The 24,629-nt window shown below is 63.5% G+C and carries 21 protein-coding genes and 2 pseudogenes; 8 read left to right on the plus strand and 15 right to left on the minus strand.

The window, feature by feature from the left end:
- Nucleotides 1–3 precede the first annotated feature (3 nt).
- From Q0105_RS00975 to surE, 10 genes are all read right to left on the minus strand, one after another.
- A complete protein-coding gene (locus Q0105_RS00975) occupies nt 4–942 on the minus strand; it encodes a RodZ domain-containing protein (protein WP_298207810.1) in 939 nt (312 codons plus the stop codon).
- Nucleotides 935–1,768, minus strand: a complete 834-nt coding sequence (pilW, locus tag Q0105_RS00980) for a type IV pilus biogenesis/stability protein PilW (protein WP_298207812.1) — start codon at nt 1,766–1,768, stop codon at nt 935–937. The genes Q0105_RS00975 and pilW overlap by 8 nt, the downstream gene beginning before the upstream one ends.
- A 36-nt stretch (nt 1,769–1,804) precedes the next feature.
- Nucleotides 1,805–2,917 (minus strand): 23S rRNA (adenine(2503)-C(2))-methyltransferase RlmN, encoded by a 1,113-nt coding sequence (gene rlmN / locus Q0105_RS00985; protein WP_298207814.1) that lies wholly within the window; start codon nt 2,915–2,917, stop codon nt 1,805–1,807.
- An 87-nt stretch (nt 2,918–3,004) separates the two neighbouring features.
- Entirely contained in the window at nt 3,005–3,430 is a 426-nt protein-coding gene (ndk, locus tag Q0105_RS00990; protein ID WP_298207816.1) for a nucleoside-diphosphate kinase, read from the minus strand.
- An 88-nt stretch (nt 3,431–3,518) separates the two neighbouring features.
- On the minus strand, nt 3,519–5,075 hold the full coding sequence (locus Q0105_RS00995; protein ID WP_298207818.1) for a pseudouridine synthase: 1,557 nt from the start codon (nt 5,073–5,075) through the stop codon (nt 3,519–3,521).
- Nucleotides 5,075–5,863, minus strand: coding sequence for an SMC-Scp complex subunit ScpB (gene scpB, locus Q0105_RS01000; RefSeq protein WP_298207820.1), 789 nt, complete (start codon nt 5,861–5,863; stop codon nt 5,075–5,077). The genes Q0105_RS00995 and scpB overlap by 1 nt, the downstream gene beginning before the upstream one ends.
- A gap of 150 nt (nt 5,864–6,013) precedes the next feature.
- Nucleotides 6,014–7,018 (minus strand): RluA family pseudouridine synthase, encoded by a 1,005-nt coding sequence (locus Q0105_RS01005; RefSeq protein WP_298207822.1) that lies wholly within the window; start codon nt 7,016–7,018, stop codon nt 6,014–6,016.
- 5 nt (nt 7,019–7,023) lie between these two features.
- The gene (locus tag Q0105_RS01010; protein ID WP_298207824.1) at nt 7,024–7,938 is read right to left on the minus strand and encodes a peptidoglycan DD-metalloendopeptidase family protein; all 915 of its coding nucleotides are present in this window, start codon (nt 7,936–7,938) and stop codon (nt 7,024–7,026) included.
- A 12-nt stretch (nt 7,939–7,950) separates the two neighbouring features.
- Nucleotides 7,951–8,742: a protein-L-isoaspartate(D-aspartate) O-methyltransferase gene (locus Q0105_RS01015; protein WP_298207826.1), complete on the minus strand. Its 792-nt coding sequence runs from the start codon at nt 8,740–8,742 to the stop codon at nt 7,951–7,953.
- On the minus strand, nt 8,742–9,533 hold the full coding sequence (gene surE, locus Q0105_RS01020) for a 5'/3'-nucleotidase SurE (RefSeq protein ID WP_298207828.1): 792 nt from the start codon (nt 9,531–9,533) through the stop codon (nt 8,742–8,744). Before surE ends, Q0105_RS01015 begins: the two co-directional genes overlap by 1 nt.
- A 180-nt stretch (nt 9,534–9,713) precedes the next feature.
- Between surE and Q0105_RS01025 the strand changes: the two genes are divergently transcribed.
- The 5 genes and pseudogenes from Q0105_RS01025 to Q0105_RS01045 all read left to right on the plus strand — a co-directional run.
- Nucleotides 9,714–10,688, plus strand: a complete 975-nt coding sequence (locus Q0105_RS01025) for an NADPH:quinone oxidoreductase family protein (RefSeq protein ID WP_298207830.1) — start codon at nt 9,714–9,716, stop codon at nt 10,686–10,688.
- A 112-nt stretch (nt 10,689–10,800) separates the two neighbouring features.
- The gene (locus Q0105_RS01030) at nt 10,801–12,333 is read left to right on the plus strand and encodes a GGDEF domain-containing protein (RefSeq protein ID WP_298207832.1); all 1,533 of its coding nucleotides are present in this window, start codon (nt 10,801–10,803) and stop codon (nt 12,331–12,333) included.
- Between the two features lie 142 nt (nt 12,334–12,475).
- Nucleotides 12,476–14,053: an alkaline phosphatase D family protein gene (locus Q0105_RS01035; RefSeq protein WP_298207834.1), complete on the plus strand. Its 1,578-nt coding sequence runs from the start codon at nt 12,476–12,478 to the stop codon at nt 14,051–14,053.
- A 262-nt stretch (nt 14,054–14,315) separates the two neighbouring features.
- Nucleotides 14,316–16,109 carry a gamma-glutamyltransferase family protein gene (locus Q0105_RS01040; RefSeq protein WP_298208385.1) on the plus strand — a complete coding sequence of 598 codons (1,794 nt, stop codon included), beginning with the start codon at nt 14,316–14,318 and terminating at the stop codon, nt 16,107–16,109.
- 927 nt (nt 16,110–17,036) lie between these two features.
- Nucleotides 17,037–17,384 (plus strand): annotated as a pseudogene (locus Q0105_RS01045) (transposase); the annotation flags it as partial.
- A gap of 339 nt (nt 17,385–17,723) precedes the next feature.
- Here Q0105_RS01045 and Q0105_RS01050 read toward each other — a convergent pair.
- A complete protein-coding gene (locus Q0105_RS01050; RefSeq protein WP_298207836.1) occupies nt 17,724–18,152 on the minus strand; it encodes a hypothetical protein in 429 nt (142 codons plus the stop codon).
- Nucleotides 18,153–18,287: 135 nt separating this feature from the next.
- Between Q0105_RS01050 and Q0105_RS01055 the strand changes: the two are divergent.
- Nucleotides 18,288–18,560 (plus strand): annotated as a pseudogene (locus tag Q0105_RS01055) (IS110 family transposase); the annotation flags it as partial.
- A 138-nt stretch (nt 18,561–18,698) separates the two neighbouring features.
- Here Q0105_RS01055 and Q0105_RS01060 read toward each other — a convergent pair.
- Both Q0105_RS01060 and Q0105_RS01065 read right to left on the minus strand, forming a co-directional pair.
- Entirely contained in the window at nt 18,699–19,211 is a 513-nt protein-coding gene (locus tag Q0105_RS01060; protein WP_298207838.1) for a GNAT family N-acetyltransferase, read from the minus strand.
- A 107-nt stretch (nt 19,212–19,318) separates the two neighbouring features.
- Entirely contained in the window at nt 19,319–20,455 is a 1,137-nt protein-coding gene (locus Q0105_RS01065; RefSeq protein ID WP_298207840.1) for a hypothetical protein, read from the minus strand.
- Nucleotides 20,456–20,633: 178 nt separating this feature from the next.
- Between Q0105_RS01065 and Q0105_RS01070 the strand changes: the two genes are divergently transcribed.
- Nucleotides 20,634–21,662, plus strand: coding sequence for an integron integrase (locus Q0105_RS01070; protein ID WP_298207842.1), 1,029 nt, complete (start codon nt 20,634–20,636; stop codon nt 21,660–21,662).
- A gap of 102 nt (nt 21,663–21,764) precedes the next feature.
- Here Q0105_RS01070 and Q0105_RS01075 read toward each other — a convergent pair whose 3' ends face one another.
- On the minus strand, nt 21,765–22,520 hold the full coding sequence (locus Q0105_RS01075; RefSeq protein WP_298207844.1) for a sulfite exporter TauE/SafE family protein: 756 nt from the start codon (nt 22,518–22,520) through the stop codon (nt 21,765–21,767).
- Nucleotides 22,521–22,688: 168 nt separating this feature from the next.
- Complete coding sequence (locus tag Q0105_RS01080; RefSeq protein ID WP_298207846.1) at nt 22,689–23,246, minus strand: peroxidase-related enzyme; 558 nt, start codon at nt 23,244–23,246, stop codon at nt 22,689–22,691.
- Between the two features lie 162 nt (nt 23,247–23,408).
- Here Q0105_RS01080 and Q0105_RS01085 point away from each other — a divergent pair, with 162 nt between their 5' ends.
- Nucleotides 23,409–24,311 (plus strand): AraC family transcriptional regulator, encoded by a 903-nt coding sequence (locus Q0105_RS01085; RefSeq protein ID WP_298207848.1) that lies wholly within the window; start codon nt 23,409–23,411, stop codon nt 24,309–24,311.
- Nucleotides 24,312–24,629: the final 318 nt, after the last annotated feature.

Consider the following 24,629-nt stretch of genomic DNA (forward strand, 5'->3'; position numbering starts at 1 on the left):
CACTTACTTCACCTCGAAACGTGCAACGTTCTCGCGCGACACCGCCGTCAAATCGAACGGCTTGCCACGCACGGTCACCTCTGTGGCATCAGCGCGCCCCACAACAACCGCCAGCGGGGGCGGCGCCGATACCGACACCGCCTCTCCGGCCGTCAGATTGCGCTGCAAAACCACCGCGCCCGCCGCATCCTTCACCTGCACCCAGGATTCGCCGCGCGCGCGCAACACCAACGCGCCAGTGGGCGCGTCTGCAGACGCCGCAGCGCTTGCCACCGCAGCAGGTGCCGAAGCCGAGGCCAGCGCCGCAGCGGCAGGGACCACCAACGGCGCCACATTGGTGGCAGAAGCAGCCGCAGCAGGAACAGCCAGAACGGCTGTCGAAACCAGCTCCGCAGGGCGCTCTGCGGGGGGCGGGGCAACAGCAACCGCCTGCGCTTCGGTTCCCTGGGGAACCGCGTCAGGCGCCGCTGCCAATGGCGCATCCGGTGATGAAGCGCCCTCCTGCTGCCCAGGAAAGAAATACAAGGCCAATGCGCCCACCAACAACGCCAGCACCACAAAAACCACGGGCCGGGAGGCAGAGCCGCCGCTGCCACTAGAGAACGAAGCCGAAGGCATAGAAGACTTGCCCGCACTGCCCTTGACCGGCGCGTTGATCCCGGCACTGTCGGCGGACAGGCTGGGACTAGGGCTTTGCGGCAACAGCGCCAGGATGGGCGCGGGGTCTACCTTGAGAGTCCGGCACACGCTGGACGCCAAAGCCCGCACGAACACGGTGTCGGGCAACACCGCAAAATTGTCTGCCTCCAGGGCTTCCAGCTTGCTGACAGGAACCTTCAGCGCTACCGCCAGCGCCGCTATGTGCATTCCAGATGCCAGGCGGGCTTCGCGAAGCAAACCACCCGCCGTCAAACCACCACCACTCTCCACTGCCTCACTCATTGAAAGCCCCGCGTTCGTAAGCACCCAACTCCCGCGAATCCGGGAACCGCTTGCGCAACTGACTCGCCAGTTGCCTCATTGCCACGGAGTCGCCCAAAGCACGCTCCACCTTAATACCCAGCCACAACGATTCGGAGTTGGCAAACTCGCTGTTGTTGAGCCGTCGAATATAAAACTGCGACCGGGTCAGCTCATTGCGCCGCAACAACAAGGCGGCCAGGTGGTAGCCCACCACCGGATTGCCCGCATCCAGCTCATACGCCTTCTGAAAAGACTGCTCGGCTTCTGCAAACTGGCCTGCACCCGACTGGCACAGTCCACGCGCCATCAGCGTCTTGCCACGCGCCGTATAGGTCGGGTTGGCAATCGCCCGGCCAAAATATGTGTCGGCTTCTGCATATTTCTGCTGCTGGCACAGCAGCCAGCCATAGTTGTGCAGCACATTGGGGTCATTGCCCCGCAGCGCCAACGCACGGCGAAAACTGTCCTCCGCCTGCGGGAAATCATTCAACCGCATGAAGATCAGGCCACGCAGGTTCAAGGCATCGGCGTAGCTGGGGTCTGCCGCGAGCGCCTGCTTGACTTCATCCAGCGCAACAGTCGTCTGACCCAGTTCGAAATAATTGGCCGCCAGCTCCAGGCGAATGCGCGCGCGGCGCCTTGTTTCTGGCTCGTCGGAGGGTGTCACCAAACCGGCATCCGCATCGCTGATGGCGGCAGAATTGTTGGTTGCACATCCTTGAAGCACCACCATACAAACCACCGCACTACATGCCGTGAGTGTCCAGCGACCAAAATGCCGCCAGCGTCCAACCAATCCCGCCATGTAGAGCCTCCTTGAAGTTTATCGATCGTCGTCTGATCAAGTCACCGGTTTGAGCACGATTGTGCGCTGCTTTGCCATGCGCTCCGCGGCACGTGTGCGGTCCTTGACATCGCCCGCCAATTGCCCACAGGCCGCATCAATGTCATCGCCCCGTGTCTTGCGCACCGTCGTGACAATCCCTGCATCGCTCAGCGCCCTGGCAAAGGCAACGACCTGATTTTGCGCCGAGCGCAAGAGCCCCGACGCAGGGAATGGATTGAACGGAATCAGATTGAACTTGCAGCGAATCCCGGTGCGCTTGACCAGTTCGATCAGTTGCTGCGCGTGCTCCAACTGGTCGTTGACGCCATCGAGCATGCAGTATTCAAACGTGATGAAGTCACGGGGGGCATGCGCCAGGTAGCGGCCACAGGCCTCCAACAACTCGTGGATCGGGTACTTGCGATTGAGCGGGACCAGGTTGTCGCGCAAGGGGTCGTTCGGGGCATGCAACGACACCGCCAAGGCCACAGGGCAATCCTGGGAAAGCCGGTCCATCATGGGAACAACACCCGATGTCGACACCGTTACGCGCCGACGCGACAGGCCATAGCCGTGGTCGTCCAGCATCACGCGCAAGGCGGGCACCAAGGCTGAATAGTTCTGCAGCGGCTCCCCCATGCCCATCATGACCACGTTGGAGATCACGCGGTCTTCAGTGGCAAAACGCTTGCGCAAGGAGTGTTCGGCAAACCACAACTGGGCAAGAATCTCGCCCGTGGTCAGATTGCGGCTGAAGCCCTGGTGCCCCGTGGAGCAAAACCGGCACCCCACCGCGCACCCAGCCTGGGATGACACGCAGAGCGTTCCGCGATCGTCCTCGGGGATGAATACGGCCTCGACCGCGTTGCCATCACCCACGTCAAACAGCCACTTCACCGTGCCATCCGACGAAACATGTTCGGAAATGACCGGCAAGGCCTCAACCTTCGCACAGCCCTTGAGCTTGTCGCGCAAGGCCTTGGCCAGGTCGCTCATGGCGTCGAAATTGCTCGCGCCTCGCTGGTGAATCCAGCGGAACAACTGGGTGGCGCGAAACCGCTTTTCCCCCAGTTGCTCACAAAAAGCAGCGAGACCGTCGAGGTCGAACTCCAGCAGGTTGGTGGTCATTGCGCCAGCCTTTCGATGGGCCGGACACAACCGTCCCCATGGCGCAGACATCCCACAGTTGCGGGAACAGGCATGGGGATCACCATATCAACGCGAGTAGATGTTCAGGCCAGGGAAGAAGAAAGCCACTTCCACGGCAGCCGTTTCGGCAGCGTCGGAGCCGTGCACTGCGTTGGCATCGATGCTGTCAGCGAAATCGGCGCGGATGGTGCCGGCTTCTGCCTTCTTGGGGTCGGTGGCGCCCATCAGTTCGCGGTTCTTCAAAATTGCGTTTTCGCCTTCCAGGGCCTGGATCATCACGGGGCCGGAGATCATGAAGTCCACCAGATCCTTGAAGAAAGGACGTGCCTTGTGCACGGCGTAGAACTGTTCGGCTTCCAGGCGCGACAGGTGGGCCATGCGTGCAGCCACCACCTTGAGGCCAGCGGCTTCAAAGCGTGCATAGATTTGACCGATGACGTTCTTGGCCACTGCGTCGGGCTTGATGATGGAGAGAGTGCGTTCGATAGCCATGTTGATTTTCCTGAATATGAATGTTGCTGTGATTCGTTTGTCCACCGGACAAAGCCCTCGATTCTAACCGTGGAAGCCTGGCGCTGGCTCAGCGCCCGCCACCGCGCCGGGGGCCGCCACCGCCGCCACCAGGGCGGCGTTTGTCCTGGCGATGCCGCGACAGACTGTCCATGCCGATGTAGCCCACGGAGGTTTTCATGGGATCGGGCTGGGCTGAGCCCCGCTGACGGTCACCACCTTGGGCACTGTTGCCACGTGCGCCCTGCCCTTGCCCACCGCCACCGTCACGCCGGGGCTTCTGGCCACGAGGGCCCGCACCGCCGCCGCCCTGGGACATGTCCCGCCGGGGGCCATCTCCTGCACGGGGACCGTTGCGGCCCCGGTTGCGCGCATTGCCATTGCCGCCGCGTCCCGCCCCAGGGCCTGCGTCCGCACGCCCTTCCGCAGACTCAGAGCGCCCAGCGCCTGCCGCCTGAACCAGGGCCCGAATATCGCTTTCATCCAGCTCCAGCCAGGCACCGCGCTTGAGCCCCCGTGGCAGCACCATGGCGCCGTAGCGGATGCGGATCAGTCGGCTCACGGCATGCCCTACCGACTCCAGCATGCGGCGCACCTCGCGGTTGCGGCCTTCTGAAATAGTGACCCGGTACCAGCAGTTGGAGCCCTCACCGCCACCATCTTCGATGGAGCCAAAAGAGGCCATGCCGTCGTCCAGGCGCACGCCGTCCAGCAACTTCTGTTTCTCTTCGTTGCTGAGCGCGCCCAGCACGCGGACCGCATACTCGCGCTCCAGGCCGAAGCGGGGGTGCATGAGCTTGTTGGCCAACTCACCCGAGCTGGTGAACAGCAGCAGCCCTTCGGTGTTCAGATCGAGCCGCCCCACGGACTGCCACTTGCCCTGCATCAACCGCGGCAGCTTGCGAAAAACGGTGGGCCGGTTTTGCGGATCGTCATGTGTCACCACCTCGCCCACGGGCTTGTGGTACGCGATCACGCGCGCAGGCGGCGGGTCGATGCGGTAACGAATTGGCTTGCCGTTGACCTTGACCTGGTCGCCGAACTGGATGCGCTGACCGATATGGGCGGGCTCGTTGTTCACCGAGATGCGCCCCTCCAGGATGAGCTGCTCCATCTCCAGCCGCGAGCCCAGCCCCGCCTGAGCCAGCACCTTGTGGAGCTTGGGCGTTTCGACCTGGGGCAGCAGCACCCGCTTGGCAGGCACGGCGTCCGCCGAGGCATCATCCTCATCGAAGCGGCCCGACACCACATCCTCAAACTGATAACCCTCTACCGGCGCAGCAGCCTTGCGCTTGTCGCGGCCAGCGTCCTGCGGGCGGGGCGAACGCCCCCTGGGCTCACCAGAAGAATGCCGCCCCTCGCTGCGGGGCGCTGCACGTTCGGCTTCGGAAGCATCTGCATCGGCAACGGCAGGAGCCACGGGCTCTGCGGCCACTGCTGGCGATGGCTCTGGTGCTGCTGCTACCGCTGCAGCCGTTTCAGGCTCGGCCGTGGCTGCATCGGCAACCACTGGCGCAGCCTTCTTGCGCGGCGCACGCTTGGCGGCCGGTTTCTTGGCAACCGGCGCAGGGTCGGCAGGGTCAGCCTCCGGCACAGCGTCCGGATTTTCGTGGGTCGAGTCGTTCATCAATTGTTTTCCTGGATACCGTCCGGGGTATCAGCGTCATCGTCACGGAGATCCGTCTCCGCGTCCTGAAAAAAATCATCTACCAGCGGCAGACCGCCGCTCTGCGGCGCGGAAGATGCCAGCGCGGGCTCTGGCACACTTTCCATTTCAACCACAGCCTCATCTGCCGCCCCGTCCACCAGCCCGGCAGCCACGGGTTCCGCTTCAGGCTCCAGCTCGGGCTCGATCACGCCCTGGGCCGCTGCTGCCATGGCCTCCAGCACATTGGCGTTGCCCGTCGGGTCATCCAGCACCGGCAACTGATCGAGCGACTGCAAGCCCATATCGTCCAAAAACTGGCGCGTGGTTGCGAACAGCGCGGGGCGCCCCACCGTTTCCCGGTGGCCGATGACTTCCACCCAGCCCCGGTCTTCCAGTTGCTTGATGATCAGGCTGTTGACCGTCACACCGCGAATGTCTTCGATATCGCCACGGGTCACCGGCTGGCGATAAGCAATGATGGCCAGGGTCTCCATGGTCGCCCGCGTATAGCGCGGCGGTTTCTCGGGGTGCAGCCTGTCCAGGTATTCGCGCATTTCCGGGCGGCTCTGAAAGCGCCAGCCTGTGGCCACCTGCACCAACTCCACCCCCCGTTGTGCCCAGTCGAGCTGCAACTCTTGCAGCAGAACTTTGAGCGTGTCGGACCCGAGCGCGTCGTTGAAAAGCACCCGCAGCTCGCGCACGGGCACGGGCTGTTGCGCGCAGATCAGCGCAGTTTCGAGGACCCTTTTGGCATCCACCGTGTTCATGGTTCAGCGATTCCTGGAAAAGTGCCACGCGTTGCAACGGGTGTCACATCAACAGCAGGGGACAATCAAAATGGAGCGTCGCGCAAAGACGTTGGCGCAACGCAAGAGCCCGGCGGGATTCCGTCTTCGGGCTAGAGGCCGGTTTGGCAATCAGGGCGCATTGTAGCCCAGGCCCCAAGAAGACAGCGCCTGCCGCATGTCCTCAGGCACCGGCGCATGGAACTCCATCGCATCGCCGGTCATCGGGTGCACGAACGCCAACCGGTACGCATGCAGCGCCTGGCGCTGCATGGCCCCCAGGGGGTTTCCGCCATACAGGCTGTCCCCGACAAGCGGGTGCTTGAGCAACGCCATGTGCACCCGGATCTGATGCGTCCGCCCTGTGTGCAAGGTGCATTGCACCCAGCAACCCTGGTCGGCTCCGTCCAGCCACAACACATCGGTCCGCGCGGACTTGCCCGCATGGAGCGCCAGGTCCACCACAGCCATCCGAAGCCGGTTGCGCGGGTCGCGCCCGATGGGGGCATCGACCGAACGGCTCTTGGCGCCTGTCCAGGCCCCATGCGCTATGGCGAGGTACTGCCGCTTGACCTTGCGTTCGGCAATCAGCGCTACCAAGGCATCCATGGTGGCACGGTCGCGGGCCACCACCATGAGGCCGCTGGTGTCCTTGTCGAGCCGGTGCACGATGCCAGCGCGCGGAACCAGCAGGGCCTTGTCGTCGCGGGCCAGCAAACCGTTGAGCAAGGTCCCGCTCCAGTTGCCTGGCGCCGGGTGCACCACCAGGCCCGCAGGCTTGTTCACCACAAGCAGGTGCGCATCTTCATAGACCACGTCAATGGCCATGGGCTCGGGGCGGAAGGCCTGGCTTTGCAGCGTTGGCCGCATTTCCAGCACCAGTTGGTCCCCCGCCTTGACGCGGGCGGCGGCCTTCTGCACCGGCTTGCCATTGAGGCTGACCAGCCCCTGCGCCAGCAACTGCTGCAGGTAGCTGCGGGAGAACTCGGGCACCAGGTCCACAAGTGCCTTGTCCAGCCGGGCGGCATGCTGCTGCGCCCCCACCAGCATGTGGCGCAACTCGCTGCTGGTGTCGGCCAGCGCCTCCGACTCATCGGCGAGCAGATCCTCGCCGCCCTGCGGCAGATCAGCCACCATCGGGATCAACGGGCGGGCAGATAGCGCGAAGGGTCCACGGGCTTGCCTTGCCGGCGGATCTCGAAATGCAGCTTGACGCGGTCTGCATCGGTGTTGCCCATTTCGGCAATCTTCTGCCCCTTGCGCACGCTCTGGTCTTCCTTGACCAGCAGCGACTGGTTGTGCGCGTAAGCCGTCAAAAAGGTGTTGTTGTGCTTCAAGATCACCAGATTGCCATAGCCACGCAAGCCCGCACCGGCATAGACCACACGGCCATCAGCAGCAGCCAGCACGGGATCACCCGCCTTGCCTGCGATGTCATAGCCCTTGTTGCGCACCTCGTCAAAACCTGCAATCAGTGAACCTGGAGCAGGCCAGATGAAGGCGAGGTCATCTTCTCCCGCAGGCGCTGCAGCAGGCGCTGGCGTGGCGGGCGCCACAGCCACCACCACGCCCGACGCAGCGGGGGGCACTGGCTTGGCAGCGCTGGCAGCAGATGCAGGCGCAGGCGCGCTGGGCGCCACGGCCGAAGAGGTCACGGGCCGTGTCACCACGCCGGTGTCGGACGCTACGGCGGTAGCCGCTGCAACGGGCGTCGCCACGCGCAGCACCTGCCCCACTTCGATCAGATTGGCGTTTTCAAGGTTGTTCCAGCGGGCGATATCCTTCCAGCTCTGGCCGGACTCCAGCCCGATGCGAATCAGGGTATCCCCCGGCTTGACCGTGTAGTAGCCCGGTTTGCCTGCATTTTCAGCCCCAGGCAATGGCTTGATAGGGGTGCCAACCACCACGCCGGGCTGTGCCGCCGACGCTGGCGCGGAGGATGAGGAGGTGCCCCGATCTTCCACAGGAGCCTTGTTCATGCTGGTACCGCAGCCGGAGAGCACCAGCCCCGCCACTGCCACGGTAAACCCCACCACAAGACCACGCGATACGAACATAAGCAATTCCCTTTACGCAATCCCCGATTTTAGAGGGACAAAGTGAACCGGCTCGAGCACGCTTTGTTTCAATCCGTGCGGAGTTTTGTCGATAACCAACAACATTTGCTGCCCGGCAGACAGCGCAATGGGCGCCACCAGCCGTCCGCCCACGGCCAACTGATCGCACCAGGCCTGGGGCACGGCATCGCCGCCGGCCGCTGCAATGATGGCCGCGTAAGGCGCGCCTTTGGCATAGCCCAGCATGCCGTCACCAAACAGCAAGTGGACGTTGGCCAGCCGAAACGGGCGCAGGTTGTCGCGCGCCTTGTCGTGCAGGCCGCGCAGCCGCTCCAGCGTATAAACCTCGCGCGCCAGCAGGCTCAACACCGCCGCCTGGTAGCCGCAGCCCGTGCCAATCTCCAGCACCCGGCCCAGGCCGGCCGCGCGCGCGCCCTCGGCGCCGAGCAACAGCTCGCACATGCGCGCCACCACGCTGGGTTTCGAGATGGTCTGACCCAGCCCGATGGGCAGGCTGGTGTCTTCATAGGCCTGGTTGACCAGCGCGCTGTCCACGAACCGGTGGCGCTCCACCGCACCCATGGCCTGCAGCACGGGTGCCGAGGTAACGCCGCCCGCAGCGAGCTTTTGCACCATGCGGGCACGGATGGCAGAAGAATCCAGCCCCACGCCCACCGGAGCAATGGCCACAGGCTTACGCACCGCAGCGGCAGGCGCGGGCCCAGACACCGGTGCTGCGGGCTTGCCCGTGGCGTTGCCAGCGCCCGGCAACCTGGCCGGAAACCCTGGGCGGCGCTGCTGCATCACACGCCGGGGGCGGGGGCCGCCCCTGCAGCTGCCATATAGGACGCAGCCTTCGCCCACTGGCCAAGGTTGTCGTGGTCGGTCAGGTCCACCTTCAGCGGCGTGATGGACACATGGCCCTGCGCCGTAGCGTGAAAATCCGTGCCCTCGGCATCGTCCTTGGCGTCCCCGGCGCCGCCAATCCAGTACATCGCCTCGCCCCGGGGGCTCTCCTGCACGATCACGCGCTCAGCCGCGTGGCGGCGCCCCAGGCGGCACAGTTTGACGGGCCGCAGCGCATCCAGCGGCATGTTCGGAATGTTTACATTCAGCAACCAGGGGGCTCCGCCCACCAGGCTTTGGGCGCGCATATGCGCCACGATCTCGCGGGCCTTGGCGGCGGCGGCTTCCAGCTCGCCCCAGCCCTTGTCCACCTGCGAGAACGCAATGGCGGGGATACCGAACAGATACCCCTCCATGGCCGCGCCCACCGTACCGGAATAGATGGTGTCGTCGCCCATGTTGGCGCCGTTGTTGATGCCAGACACCACCAGGTCGGGCCGATAGCCCAGCAGCCCGGTGAGGGCAATGTTCACGCAGTCGGCGGGCGTTCCATTCACATAGCGAAAGCCATTGGCGGCCTTGTGGACGTACAAGGGCGAATGCAGGGTCAGCGCGTTCGACTTGGCACTGTTGTTGTGCTCGGGGGCGATGACATCCACCTCCACGCCCTCCAGGGTCTTGAGCGCGTCATGCAGCGCCACGATGCCGGGGGCCTGGTAGCCATCGTCGTTGGAAATCAGAATTTTCATGGTCACGGTAAGGCGGTTGCAAAGGATTGTAGGTGGGGCGTGGTGTCCGCGCCCTCTCATCTCCCCTACTCTCGCCTGGCAGGCCACCTGCCCGTCGCTCGTGGGACATCCCGCCTGCCGCAGCCCCACCTATCATGCGGTGCATTCATCGGCAAGACAGATAGACAGGAGACTTTCCCCATGCACGCTTGGCTCTGCACCAACCCCACCGGCGTTGAGGCGCTCACCTGGACCGAACTGCCCACCCCCACGCCCAAGGCGGGCGAGGTGCTCATCGAGATCAAGGCTGCGAGCCTGAACTTCCCCGATCTGCTGATCGTGCAGAACAAATACCAGATCAAGCCCCCGCTGCCCTTTGTGCCGGGCTCTGAATATGCCGGAGTGGTCGCAGCCGTGGGCGAAGGCGTCACGCACCTCAAGGTGGGCCAGAACGTGGCCTGCCTGTCAGGCACCGGCGGCTTTGGCACCCACACCCTGGCGCCCGCCGCCCTGTGCATGCCGCTGCCCGATGGGTTCTCGTATGTGGATGCCGCCGCATTCATCATGATCTATGCCACCTCGCACCACGCGCTGGTGGACCGCGCGCAGCTCAAGGCGGGCGAAACCGTGTTGGTGCTGGGCGCCGCCGGGGGCGTTGGCACTGCGGCCATCCAAATCGCCAAGGCCATGGGCGCGCGGGTGATTGCCGCCGCCTCCAGCGATGAAAAATGTGCGCTGTGCACCTCCATCGGGGCCGATGCAACCATCAACTACAGCAAAGACAACCTGCGCGATGCCATCAAGGCGCTCACCGACGGCAAAGGCCCGGATGTGATCTATGACCCCGTGGGCGGCGACTTTGCCGAGCCCGCCTTCCGCTCCATCGCCTGGCGCGGGCGCTACCTGGTGGTGGGTTTTGCCTCGGGGCCTATTCCGGCGTTGCCCTTCAACTTGGCATTGCTCAAGGGCGCATCCATCGTGGGCGTTTTCTGGGGCGATTTCGCCAAGCGCGAACCCAAGGCCAACGCCGCCATGATGGGCGAGCTGGCACAGTGGTATGCCCAAGGCAAGATCAAACCCGTGATCGACCGCACCATGCCCATGGCCGAGCTGCCCGCCGCCTACGCCCACATGGGCTCGCGCGGGGTGATGGGCAAGCTCGTGATGGTCAACTAAGCCACCGGCCAGCCCCAGCAGGCGGCGCCAAGCGCACCGCGTCGCCCTGCACAAAAAAGCCGTCTGCTGTGTCACACTTGCGCATCCCTGCCCCTGACACTGGTGCCCTCACATGGCCGACCGACCACCTTCCGAGATCGCACGCGAGACGCTCAAGCAACTGGCCGCGCGCCGGTTGCAACCCACCCCCGACAAGTACCTGGCGCTGTACGACGAAATTGCAGGCACCCACAGCCCGCAGCCCTTTCCCGAGGGGCCGCTGAGCAACATCCAGCGGGTGCTCCCCGCCCAGACCCCGGCCCAGAAGCGGCTGCTGAGCCAGTTCGAGCGGGCCATCATCACCAAGGACTGGACCTCGCTGCAAAGCGTGATGGTAGGTTATGCCAACCTGGGCCGCACCGCCACCACGGCCACCCCCATCGAAACCGCCGATGCGCCCACAGCCCTGGGCGAGCTGCCGCCAGAGTTTGCCGAGACGCTGGCCCGCCTCATCGACAACACCGTGCCAGCGCTGGGAGAAGACGACGCCAAGGTGATCGAGATGGCGCGGCAGCTCGTCACCTTTCTGCGCGAACCCACCCCCCAGGTCGCCACGGCCCAGCAGATGATGGGCAGCTTCGCCTACCGGCTGTCGTTCGCCACCGAAGACCAGGCTGCCATCCGCGCATGCCTGCTAGAGCTTTTGCACATGGTGTTCGAAAACATCTCCGTGCTCAGCGTGGACGACCAGTGGCTGCACGGCCAGGCTGAGGCGCTGATGACGGCATCCACCCCGCCGCTCACGCTGCGGCGGCTGGACGATGTGCAGCGGCGGCTCAAGGACGTGATCTTCAAGCAGACAGAGGCCAAGGCCCGCTCCATGGAAGCCCAGGAGCAGATGAAGGACATGCTGGCCACGTTCATCGAACGGCTGGTCAAAATCACGGCCTCCAGCACCACCTACCAAAGCACGATGGAGCGCTGCGCGGACCTGATCGGCAAGGCCAGCACGCTGCAAGACATCGCCCCGGTGCTGCAGGAGGTGATGAGCGCCACCCGCGCCATGGCGCTGGACAGCCGCGTGACGCACGACGAACTGCAGGACCTGCGCGAGCGCACCGAGGCCAAACGCGCCGAAGTCGCCAAGCTGCAAGAAGAACTCGACCGCGCCAGCGCCCAGGCCCGCCACGACCCGCTGACGGGCTCACTCAACCGCAAAGGCCTGGACGAGGCCATGGAGCGCGAGATCGCCCGCACCCGCCGCCTGGGCTCGCCGCTGTGCCTGGCGCTGTTGGACATCGACAACTTCAAGACCATCAACGACCGGCTCGGCCACTCTGGCGGCGACGCGGCACTGGTGCACCTGGCCCAGGTCACGCGCGACGTGATGCGGCCACAAGACCTGTTGGCCCGCTATGGCGGCGAGGAATTCGTGATCGTGTTGCCCGACACGGCGGTGGAAAGCGGCGTGGCCGCCATGACGCGGCTGCAGCGCGAGCTGACCACACGCTTCTTTTTGCAAGGGGCCGAGAAGGTCCTCATCACCTTCAGCGCCGGTGTGGCCCAGCTGGGTGAAACCGAAAGCAGCGCCGACGCGATCCGCCGCGCCGACCAGGCCATGTACCTGGCCAAGCGGTCGGGCAAAAACCGGGTGATGGCGGCTTGACTGTCTCCCCCCTGGGTCGCTCCGCGCCTTCACCCTCAAGAAGGGGGACGACACCCTCACTGCGGGGCGGTCTTTGCTCAGCGCCCCTTGCCTGGGCCGCGCCAGTTGCTGCAGGCAGCGCCCAGCGCCAAGGACCGCGGCAATGACTCCAGAACAGAGGCGAACCTTCTTGCGGTACACGGCAGTGGCCGCCACCGCCACCACACTGCCCCGCTGGGCGTGGAGCAACCCGCCGTCGCTGCCATCCAACCCCTTCGCCCTCGGCGTCGCCAGCGGCGACCCGGCGCCCGATGGCATGGTGCTCTGGACGCGCCTGGTGCTGACCCAGCCTGCGCAGATGCAAGCCGCCCACACCGTGCGGTGGGAGGTGGCGCACGATGCCCGCTTTGCGCAGATCGTGCAAAAAGGCGAAGCCCCCGCGCTGCCGCAGCTTGGGCACAGCGTGCATGTGGAGCTGCGCAGCTTGGCGCCAGGGCGCTGGTACCACTACCGCTTCATGCTGGGCGACGCCGTGAGCACGGTGGGCCGCACGCGCACCGCGCCAGCGGCAGGCGAACTGCCCGATACGCTGCGCATCGCCTTTGCCTCTTGCCAGCGCTGGGAGCACGGCCACTACGCCGCCTGGCGCCACCTGGTTGCCGACCAGCCGGACCTGGTGCTTTTTCTGGGCGACTACATCTACGAATACGCCACGCCCAAGAACACCACCGACCTGGCACGCACCCACGGCCTGCGCCACGCCAGCACGCTGGCCGACTACCGCGACCGCTACGCCCTGCACAAAAGCGACCCCGCCCTGCAGGCCGCCCATGCCGCCTGCCCCTGGGCTGTGACCTGGGACGACCACGAGGTGCAAAACGACTACGCCGCAGGCACCGGGCATGCGGGCCGGGGCGACGCTGCCGACTTCCTGCCAATGCGCGGCGCCGCCTGGCAGGCCTTCTACGAGAACATGCCCCTGCGCGCGGCCAGCCTGGGCCGCGCCGCCCCCAACACTCGCTGGGACACGCTGCAAATCTACCGCCGCCTGCGCTGGGGCCAACTGGCGCACATCCACCTGCTCGACAACCGCCAGTACCGCAGTTGGCAGGCCTGCCGCGCCCCCGAATCCGCCAGCGCCGGGGCCGTGCGCGACTGCGCCGAACTGGCCAACCCCACCCGCACCCTGCTGGGCGCGGCGCAAGAACAATGGCTGGACACCGGCCTGGCCGCCGATGCCGCCGCCCACGGCGCCACGCGCTGGAGTGTGATCGCGCAACAAACGCTGTTCTCGCCACGCCACTACCCCTCGGGCACCGCCTCCACCGACAACTGGGACGGCTACCCCGCCAGCCGCACCCGCCTGCTGCAGGCCGTGGCGCGCCATGCGCCGCGCAACACCGTGCTGCTGGGCGGCGACATCCACCAGAACTACGTGTGCCGCGTGCACGCCAACACCGAGCGGCCCGATTCGCCCATCATCGCCAGCGAGTTCTGCGGCACCTCCATCAGCTCGCGCTCGGGCACCACGCAAGACAAGGTCAACGCCGTGATGCGCCACAACCCCCATGTGCTGCTGGCCCGCTGCGACCAGCGCGGCTACGGCCTGGCGGACATCACCCCCAAACGCTGGACCACCACCCTGCGCGTGCTCGACGACCCCCTGCGCGCCGACAGCGGCGCCAGCACCCTCGCCCGCTTCGTGGTGCAAGACGGCCAGGCAGGCCCCGTGCCCGCCTGAGCTCCGCTGCACACCCGGGGTGCGCACACAGCATCCGCCAAAATGCTATTATTTCGATAGCTGCTTGCGCTTATTCAACAAGCGTTAGAGCCTAAAAATACTCTAAATCCGGGTCTGTAGCCCCATGTAACCCCGCCTCCCCAACCCCGGCCTCACCCCGTACGATGGCCGATTGTTTGCCACCACGAAGGAGAAGACGCCCATGTCCACGACAACCACATCCGCCCTTCCGCCCACCCGCAAGCTCAGCCCCGCTCCGCTCATGACCAGCATCGCGCTCGCCGCGCTGCTGGCGGGCTGTGCCAGCGCCCCGTCACAGTCCGCCTACACCGTGCCCGCCCAGCCCGAAGGCGCTTCGGGCTACACCGAAAAACCCGGCTGGGCCACCGAGAAGTTCGCCGTGGCCGCCGCCAACCCGTTGGCCACCGACGCGGGCTACCAAATCCTCAAAGCCGGTGGCACGGCGGTGGATGCCGCCATCGCAGTGCAAATGGTGCTTACGCTGGTCGAGCCGCAATCAAGCGGCATCGGCGGCGGCGCCTTTTTGCTGCACAGCAACGGCAAGGCGGTGGAGGCCTATGACGGCCGCGAAACCGCGCCCGCCGCAGCCGACGAAAAACTCTTCCTCGGCGCTGACGGCAAGCCCGTGCCGTTCTACGACGGCGTGGTGGGCGGCCGGTCCGTCGGCGTGCCCGGCACCGTGCGCATGCTGGAGATGGCGCACAAACAGCACGGCAAGCTGCCCTGGGCCACGCTGTTCCAGCCCGCCATCACCCTGGCCGAAGGCGGCTTCAAGGTCAGCGCGCGGCTCAACACCTTGGCCAAGGCCGACGCCCACCTCAAGAAAGACCCGGTGGCCGCCGCCTACTTCTACAAACCCAACGGCGACGCCCGCGACGTGGGCTTTAACCTGCGCAACCCCGAGCTGGCCGCCGTGCTGCGCAAAATCGCCACCGAAGGCAGCAAGGCCCTGCACGAAGGCGAAATCGCCCAGGCCATCGTCGACAAAGTGCAAAAACACTCCACCAACCCCGGCAAGCTCAGCATGGCGGACCTGGCCGGCTACCAGCCCAAAAAGCGCGAGGCGCTGTGCCACGACTACCAGGTCCAAACCCAGAACTTCCGCGTGTGCGGCTTCCCGCCACCCAGCTCGGGCGCCATCGCCATCGGCCAGATCCTGGGCATCCTCAAAAACACCGACGCCGCCGCCAAGCCGCTGCAAGACGGCTTGCAAGGACCAGCACCAGGTGCCGACTGGCTACACCTGTACACCGAAGCCGCGCGCCTGGCCTTTGCCGACCGCGCCCTCTACGTGGCCGACCCCGATTTTGTAAAGCCCCCCGCCGGTAGCTGGAGCAGCCTGCTCGCCCCCGCCTACCTGGCCGAGCGCGCCAAGCTCATCGGCACACAAAGCATGAAGGTCGCCCAACCCGGCAACCCCGGCGCAGCCAAAACCAGCTACGCCCCCATGCCCGACCAGCCCGAATATGGCACCAGCCACATCAGCATCGTCGACGCCTACGGCAACGCCGTGGCCATGACGACCACCATCGAAGACCAGTTCGGCGCGCGGCAAATGGTCAAAGGCTTTTTGCTCAACAACGAGCTCACCGACTTCAGCTTTGCCCCCACCGACGCCCAAGGCCAGCCCATCGCCAACCGCGTGCAACCCGGCAAACGCCCCCGCTCATCCATGGCGCCCACCTTGGTGTTCGACAAAGCCACCGGCGAGCTCCTGATGAGCGGCGGCAGCCCCGGCGGCGCGGCCATCATCCACTACACCGCCAAAACGGTGTACGGCGTCTTCAACTGGGGCCTGCTGCCCCAGCAAGCCATCAACCTGCCCAACTTCGGCTCGATGAACGGCCCCACGCTGCTGGAGGAAAAGCGCTTCCCGCCCGCCACCGTCGAAGCCCTGCGCGCCCGTGGCGCCGAAGTGCGCGAGATGAACATGACGAGCGGGCTGCAGGCCATCACGCGTGGGAACGCGCATGGCAAGAAGCTGTGGTTGGGTGGGGCAGACCCACGGCGTGAGGGGGTGGTGATGGGAGATTGAGGCGGGGCTATCCGCCCGACCCCTTTTCATTCATTCACTCACTCTCTGCCATTGAACATTTGACATGAGAGGACGCTGCTCGGCTTGTCGGCAGCGTTTTTCTATGAAAGGCTTGGGATCCTCGGCATAAATCACCGCGCCGTGTGCATCTGCGGCCTCGGGCGGTCTGCCGCGTTGCAAATGCTCGCAATAGCTACGGCCATTGCTGCGCTTTGCGCCTTGCAGCCCACCCCGATCCGCAGCGCACACTTTCCGCCCGATCCGTGCAGAGGATCCTTAGTTTCATGAGACTTTGCAACATTGCTGATTGAAGGCAACCAAAAGCCCAACGCCGGAGGTAACCGGCACGCGCCGGGAGGCGAAGCCGACCAGAGCGTGTCCGGTTGACCAACTTGTTAGAGCCCATCCCTACTTACTACCCAAGTGATTGCTGAAAGGACGACACCTAACAACATAGGGCCGGATTCCGTTGCGAACGAACCTGGCAAGAGAAGGTGTACCAAGGGATATAACCCAAGCAAAATTCCCACCAACAGAAGCGAGTAGATAGAGCCACTCGCAACAGCCAGCCATCGAGAGATTCTACGGGCTGTCTTTGGCACTAAAACACAAAAAGCGGCAATGACCGAAACAGTGGCGCAGCCTGCCTCGAAGAAGACCTGCCGCCCAATTCCGACGTGCACAAGGTACCCAGATCCACCAGCCAGCTTCGCCTGGAGCCAGATGTAATGCCCAAACCAAGCTCCGAGCGCCAGCCAGCCAATTGACAAGAGAGTTCGCAAGAAGATCATGACTTGTGGGCTCTAACGAATGAAAGGGACTTCCCCGTCCCGAGTGATCCGCGCAATTGCGGAGTACGGCATCAAAGTGCCACGATGGGAAGTGCAATCTCTCATCAACTCACTCGTTTGTTGGAAGGGGAAGTCCATGTCTGCCATTGTCACTATCGGCATCGATCTCGCCAAGAACGTCTTTGCTGTTCATGGCGTTGATGCCACAGGCCAGCCCGCGCTGGTGCGCCCCAGCGTGCCGCGCGCCAAGTTGCTTGAGCTTCTCGCCGCTTTGCCGCCGTGCCTCATCGGCGTAGAGGCCTGCTCCGGCGCCCATCACCGGGCGCGCGAGTTCCAGAAGTTTGGCCACACCGTTCGCCTGATGGCGCCCAAGTTCGTGGTGCCTTACCGGTTGTCTGGCAAACGCGCTAAGAACGATGCGGCAGACGCCGCTGCCATTTGCGAAGCCGTCACCCGTCCCCACATGCGCTTTGTGCCCGTCAAAAGCATCGAGCAGCAAGGCCAGCTCATGGTGCATCCTCGGCTAACGAATGGGTCCCCCGCGCGCGTCTTTCATCAGGGTCCGCTGCGACAAGCAGCATCAATGACCGTTTGTAGTTTCGCTGTCCGCATCCTTTGCTCGATTGGGCAACGCAGGGCTGGCGCAGAAGGTGGCGATGAAATCAAGTCAAGAACACATTCCGTGATCCATCGCTGCGCGATGCATCACGGTTGGAAATCCGTTTGACTTTTATGGGGAAGCCCTTGTAGTAGAGCTAACCGGCGCTGCGCGGCTTTATCGCGCAGCGTCCAGCGACCGAAGGGAGCGAGGTTGAGCGCCATGTTAGACCTTGGGTTTGAACCTGGCGGTAATAACATTTGCAGCAACACTCGCCCCAAGGGCTGCAAACCCAAATGCAACGATGTTTTTCGTGTAGCTGATGAATTGAAGAAGAAGAACGAACAAGGTGGGATAGTTAGTCCGCATTAATGGCTCCCATTTCGCTGTGTTGGCAGCAATCTGTTCAAAGCCTGTGTACATAAGAGAGGCGGACAGAATTAGCAATAGCGCGAAGAAGAAATGTGTTCCCTGCGAGGAGCCGCCACGAAGATAAAGATACCCAACCAACAAACCAGAATTCGCGAGCATTAGCAGTGAGGACCAGAACACGCTGTTAAACACAAGCGAAAGCTCAGGGGGCCAAAAGTATGGGATGGCAATACCAGCAACAACAATTAGGCAACTAAGAAAGCCGAGGGCAAATTTTTTCATGGGGTAAAGGTCTAACGAATGAAAGGGACTTCCCCGTCCCGAGTGATCCGCGCAATTGCGGAGTACGGCATCAAAGTGCCACGATGGGAAGTGCAATCTCTCATCAACTCACTCGTTTGTTGGAAGGGGAAGTCCATGTCTGCCATTGTCACTATCGGCATCGATCTCGCCAAGAACGTCTTTGCTGTTCATGGCGTTGATGCCACAGGCCAGCCCGCGCTGGTGCGCCCCAGCGTGCCGCGCGCCAAGTTGCTTGAGCTTCTCGCCGCTTTGCCGCCGTGCCTCATCGGCGTAGAGGCCTGCTCCGGCGCCCATCACCGGGCGCGCGAGTTCCAGAAGTTTGGCCACACCGTTCGCCTGATGGCGCCCAAGTTCGTGGTGCCTTACCGGTTGTCTGGCAAACGCGGTAATCCGTTTGACTTTTATGGGGAAGCCCTTGTAGTTCGAGCTAACCGGCCCGCGACGGCAGGACGCCGGAGGGCCAGAATGAAATGAGGCCCGTAGGTGGCATGCCGTTGCGGGTCCGGTTGAGCGACGGGTTAGGCATCACCGGAGGTCCTCAGGCACGAGTGAGTAGACGAAGGCGCTTTGGGGCGTCCCCTGAAAGTACAAGCGGTTTCTCGCTTCGCATTCGAGCTTTGCGCCAACTGTCTCGGCAACACGCTGACTTGCCTTGTTGTGCGTGAGAACCACTATCTCCAGGCGAGTAAGGCCAAGGTCCCCGAAGCCGAGAACTGCAGACTGATGTGCCGCGAACCTTGCGACTCCTTGCCCGGTTCGCTTTGAGCTGACCCAGTACCCGATGTTTCCGATGCGGTAGGCACGATTGATGTGATTCACGCCAGTTCCACCGACAACTGCGCCGGTATTGGCGTCGAAGATTCCGAGAGGGTACTCGGCACCAGCGGCCCACATGTCTCTGGTTGTTTGCATCCAGGCCTCGGCGTCGGACAGGGAGTAGTCCTTTGAGCACCACGGCATCCAGTAGGTGAGTTCGTCGATCGACTCCCGTACTGCCGCGTAGAAGGAAGGAGCGTCAGTGGGTTGGAGTCTGCGCACGGTGTATTTCGGAGGATGGAGCACCTAATGTTCTCGTTTGTGATGCCTAACGTGAAGCTAAGGCGCGTCCCGCTTGAGTGATGGGTTAGGCATCACCGTGCGTCTGCCTATGCGCCTACAAGCTTTCGGACCCAGTCAATAGCTGCAAACAACTTTTCGCCCAGGTCTCCCGTGAGATTTACTCCTTCAAGGGTTGATCGCACGCGACCCAATGATCCGGAACCGGCCGCCGACGTGGTTGCAATGCGGGCGTTGCGCAGATCATTGATTGCAAAGAACAATTGCTCTCGCCTTTCAACAAGTTGCCTGGCTCTATCTGCGATTGAAAGGACATATCTCCGAGCTTGGAGGTCTTGGCTCAGTCCATCGCGCACTGCATCGACTTTGCTCATCAAAGCCAGAGCCTTTCCGACCTGTCCATCCTTCAGGTATCGATCAGTCGAGCAGAATGAGAGACGCCCGAGAACGTCTTGCAGTTGCTTAGCGCTTGGGCAGCCTCGCGCAACAAAGTCAGCGATCAAAGTCCTATCCCCTTCGGTGCCCCGATGGCGACGCGCGAGCCGTTCGAGGATCTCAACAATGTGTGAGATCTTCGCATCAATCTCTCGCTTCGCCTCGGAGGCCGAAAGGAGCTTTGCGGGCACCGCGTCTGCAAGTGACTGATACTCGTTAAGAAAGTTGGGCAACGCATCACCAACGTCTCGGATACGTCCGAGCAGTTCAAGGAGCGATTCTCTCGTCCACTCTTTGCCGAGGGGGAGGATGATTGACTCATCAAGTCCCTTCACCAGGACGCACATGGCAGGGAGGTCGCGTTGTGAAACACCGAACAGTTTCATGAATTCCGGGACGAACAAGGCCATAGCCCGCGCAGACTTGTCGGCGACCTCTTGTCGATATGGCGCACCCTCGTTGCTCATGTCTCGAAAGACTTCGGCGTCTCTTAGAGAGTAAGCAAGTCCGCGTCGCCCTGTGTGAGAGGGAAACGCGCTTCCGCGGAGCGTTGCAAAACTACCGTAACCCTTGTCGAGACCAAGTGGAGTATTGGCGGTTGGGTGAATGAGTAAGAAGGCAACTTCTTCACCTAAGGCAGCGTCAGCCTCGAACAACTCGGCGATCAACTGGGAAACTTTGCGCTGATCGTCCTGCGCAGGAGCAAGCATTACGCAAAGGACGCGCTGTTCCTCCTGGCGTGTGTGAAACCAGTTGACTAGTTCCTGCGGCGTAGCGGCGGTGATGATCATGTGTCGGTGTCCAAGCGGGGGCAGATAGGTCGAGTACAACCGCCGTGGGCCCTGTGATGCCTAACTTTGATGTAGTCGGCAAACTGCCGGATATGACCAAGCCCCCGGCGGATAACATCGATCAGTTCTTGCAAAAAAACCGTTTGACATCATGAAGTTAGATCAAGATACTGGATGAATGAACAGGTATAACAAAATCGACAAAGCCGCCGCCCCGCCTCTAGCATCCAAGCGGCTACTCGATCAAGTGCGCGAGCGCATTCGCTATATGCACTATAGCCTTAAGACCGAGAAGGCCTATCTGTATTGGGCACGCTTTTTCATCCTGTGGTCGGCCCAACAAAGCAGCATGAGGCACCCCAAGGACATGGGCTCTATTGAAGTGCAGGCATTTCTCACCATGCTTGCCAACGAGCGGCAAGTGTCGCCCGCCACGCATCGACAGGCGCTGAATGCCTTGTTGTTCATGTACCGCGATGTATTGAGCATGGACTTGCCCTGGATGCAGCAGATTGGCCGCCCGCCAGAGCGCAAGCGCATTCCGGTAGTTCTTTCCGCCACGGAGGTGCAGTTGATATTGGGGTTGGTCCAGGGCTGTGAAGGCTTGCTGGCGCGCCTGCTTTACGGTACGGGCATGCGCTTGGCCGAAGGGCTTTCCCTGCGCGTGAAAGATGTGGACTTTGATCGCCACGTGATCGTTGTGCGCAGCGGCAAAGGAGACAAAGACCGGGTAGTGATGCTGCCGCGCTCTTTGGTGACGGCCATGCGCGACCAGTTGGCGGCTTCACGCGCCCTTTGGGCGGCTGACCGTGCTGCCGGCCGCAGTGGGGTGCATCTGCCGCATGCTCTGGATGAAAAGTACCCCCGCGCTGGCCAAAGTTGGGCATGGCACTGGGTGTTTCCGTCGCCCAAGCTGTCCATTGACCCGCGCACGGGGGTCGAGCGGCGTCACCATCTGTACGAAGAGCGCTTGTCACGTCAGCTCAAGCAGGCTTGTACACAGGCTGGCATTGCCAAACATGCAACTGTTCATACCTTGCGCCACAGCTTTGCCACGCATTTGCTGCAATCTGGCACCGATATTCGTACGGTGCAGGAACTGCTGGGCCACTCGGACGTTTCCACCACCATGATCTACACCCATGTGCTGAAGGTGGCCGCAGGTGGCACCGTCAGCCCGTTGGATGCGATGGCGTACGGAGGCTGAGTGACCAATCGCTGCGCTGAGCGCAAAGAGCAAAATTTCTTGCCAAATTAGCCTCTACCGCTTATCTATAAAGCGCAAGCAGCTATCAATAGATGAGCAAATTTACCCCAACTGTGCCAACACCCTGGGCACCCCTGACACCAACATCGCCACCCCCGACAGCGTCAGCAGCGAGAGCACGATCTGTCTAAACCTCGCCTCGCTGATGCCGTGGTACAGCCGGGTGCCCAGCAACGCAGGCACCAGCATGGCGGGAATCACAATGGCCAGCAGGGGCAGGGCCTGGCGGGTGATGAGGCCGGTGGCGAGGTAAGTGACAAAGGTCACCAGCAGCATGGCCAGGTTGAAGTTCTGGATGATGGCGCGCTGCATGTCTTTGTTGAGGCCGCGCAGGGTGCACCACAGGGTGGGCAGCACGCCGGTGAAGCCGCCCAGGCCGCCCATCACGCCACCAGCCATGCCCACCAGCGCGTCGGCCACGCGCCCGCCGCGGGCGATGCGGGGCAGCTGTTTGGCCATCAGCATGGCCGGGCACCACAGCACCAAGAGTGTGCCCAGCACCAGTTTGAAGGCGTCCATGTCCAGCCTTGGCAGCACGGCCACGCCGATGGGGATGCCCGCCAGGCCGCCCAACACGAAGGGCAGCAGCCGCACGCGGTCAAAACCCCGGCGCACGGTGGCAGCCGCCACCAGTTGGCCCGTGAGTGCGCCACACACCGTGAGCACGGCGCCAAGGCGCGGCTCCAGCGTCCAGGCCCAAAAGGACATGGCCACCATGCCAAAGCCGAAGCCCGCAAGGCCTTGTACAAAGCCTGCCACCACGGCGCCCAGGGCCACCACCCACAGCACAGAATCCATTGACTCCCCCGGTTGGACTGCACTCCATTTCGCAACTTCTTCGCTGCTTTACGGCATGGGCTGCATTATTGGGGGTGTTGGCCTCCAGCCGGGGGATTCATCAGCCTCATGCTGCAAGGGTGGCGTGTGGTGGTGGCGCCCAGGCAGGCCCGGTGCGCTCACAGGGGTTCAGCGCCCAGGGCGCAGCTTGACGGCAGGGAAGTCCACCGGCACGGCCAGCGCCACATTCACGTAGTTGGTGAACAGGTTCAGCGCCACGTGGGCCACGATCTCGACGATGTGCTCGTCGCTCAGGCCCTGGGCGCGCAGCGCTTGCACGTCGGCAGCGTCCACCTGGCCGCGTTCGTTCACCAGCTTCAAGGCAAAGCGCAGCACGGCGGCGGTGCGTGGGTCGGCGGATTCACCCGACTGCGCTGCGGCCAGTGCGTCGTCGCCCACGCCCGCCATACGACCCAGCGCGGTGTGGGCGGCCAGGCAATATTCGCAGCCATTGCGGTTAGCTACCGCCACGGCGATCTGCTCGCCCAGTGCGGCGCCCAGGGTGCCGCCGCCCAACGCGCCGAACGAGCCCCACATGCTTTGCAGCGCGGCGGGGGAGTTGGCCACGGCGCGGAACATGTTGGGCGTGGTGCCGAAAGCGCTGTGGATCTGATCAAGCACGGCGCGGGCTGGGCCGCTGGCGGTGGAGCGATCAACAAGGGGGATGCGGGCGGTGATGGTGGTCATGGTGTTTTCCTTGAAAGCCAGTGGTGGATGGATGGGGTGAGAGGTGGCGCCCGCCACTGGCAGGCGCCGGTGCGCTTCACAGCACATGGGCAGTGTCTGCCGATAGTCGATACCATTGGGCACCAATAATCCACCATTCATACCAAATCATCCAAAGCCCGTATGAAAGCCGCAGACAGCCCTTCCCCACCGGTCACACCCACATCAACCCCGTTTGACCGCCTGTCGTCGCTGCTGGAGCGCTTTCGGGTGCGGGCGCATTTGTTTCACACCGGCCCGCTGTGTGGCGTGACGCACTTTGCGGCCGTGCCAGGGCGGGGTTTTTTGCATGTGCTGCGGCGCGGCGAGATGGTGGTGACCCACCAGCCGCAGGCCGGCCCGCCCGAGCGGCTGGAGGTGACTGAGCCCAGCCTGTTGTTCTACCCCCGCCCGCTGGGGCATTTTTTTCACAACGCCCCCGCCGAGGGCTCGGACTTCACCTGCGCTGCGCTGGACTTTGACGGCGGCAGCAGCCACCCGCTGGCCCGCGCCCTGCCGCCGCTGGTGGTGCTGCCCCTGAGTGGGGTGGATGGGCTGGAGCAGTCCCTGGCGCTGCTGTTTGCCGAAACCGACCGCCTGCGCTGCGGCCACCGTGTGCTGGCGGACCGGCTGTTCGAGGTGGTGCTGCTGCAACTGCTGCGCTGGCTGCTGGACCACCCGCAGCAGGCGCGGATGCCACCCGGCCTGCTCACGGGCCTGGCCGATCCGTCGCTGGCGCGCGCGCTGACGGCCTTGCACGAGGCACCGGGCCAAGCCTGGAGCCTGGCACAGATGGCGCAGCAGGCGGGCATGTCGCGCAGCGCGTTTGCCGCACGCTTCAAAGCGGTAGTGGGCGACACCCCGGCGGATTACCTGGCGCACTGGCGGCTGACGCTGGCGCAGTCACACCTCAAGAGCGGCCGCTCGCTCAAGTCGATTGCCCACGAGCTGGGCTATGCCAACCCTTCGGCACTGTCGCGGGTGTTTGCGCAAAAGCTGGGCGTATCGGCGCGGGCCTGGCGGGAGGTGGAAGCGCAGGAGCGCTGACATGCACCTGAGCCAGCGCTGTGCTGGTTCTTTTTTGGATTAAATACGGCTCCAGCGCTTTATTTAAAAGCGTCAAATGCTATCGTAAATATAGCAAACAACCAAACAACACAGCCGTTCGGGCTGCGCCTGCCTAAGCCTTGCGCGACGCTTCGCCAGGCTCAGCGTGCACGGCTTTTGCGGGGCTAAGGTTTGGAAATACGGTCCTAGCGCTTGATTAGCAAGCGGCATCAGCTATCATAAATATAGCAAAACAATCGTGCCACACAACCTTTCGGGCAGAGCCCGTCAACGCCCCGCTCAGCGCTTCGGCCAGCT

The organism is Acidovorax sp. (genome assembly GCF_027492855.1).
GTDB lineage: Bacteria > Pseudomonadota > Gammaproteobacteria > Burkholderiales > Burkholderiaceae_C > Acidovorax.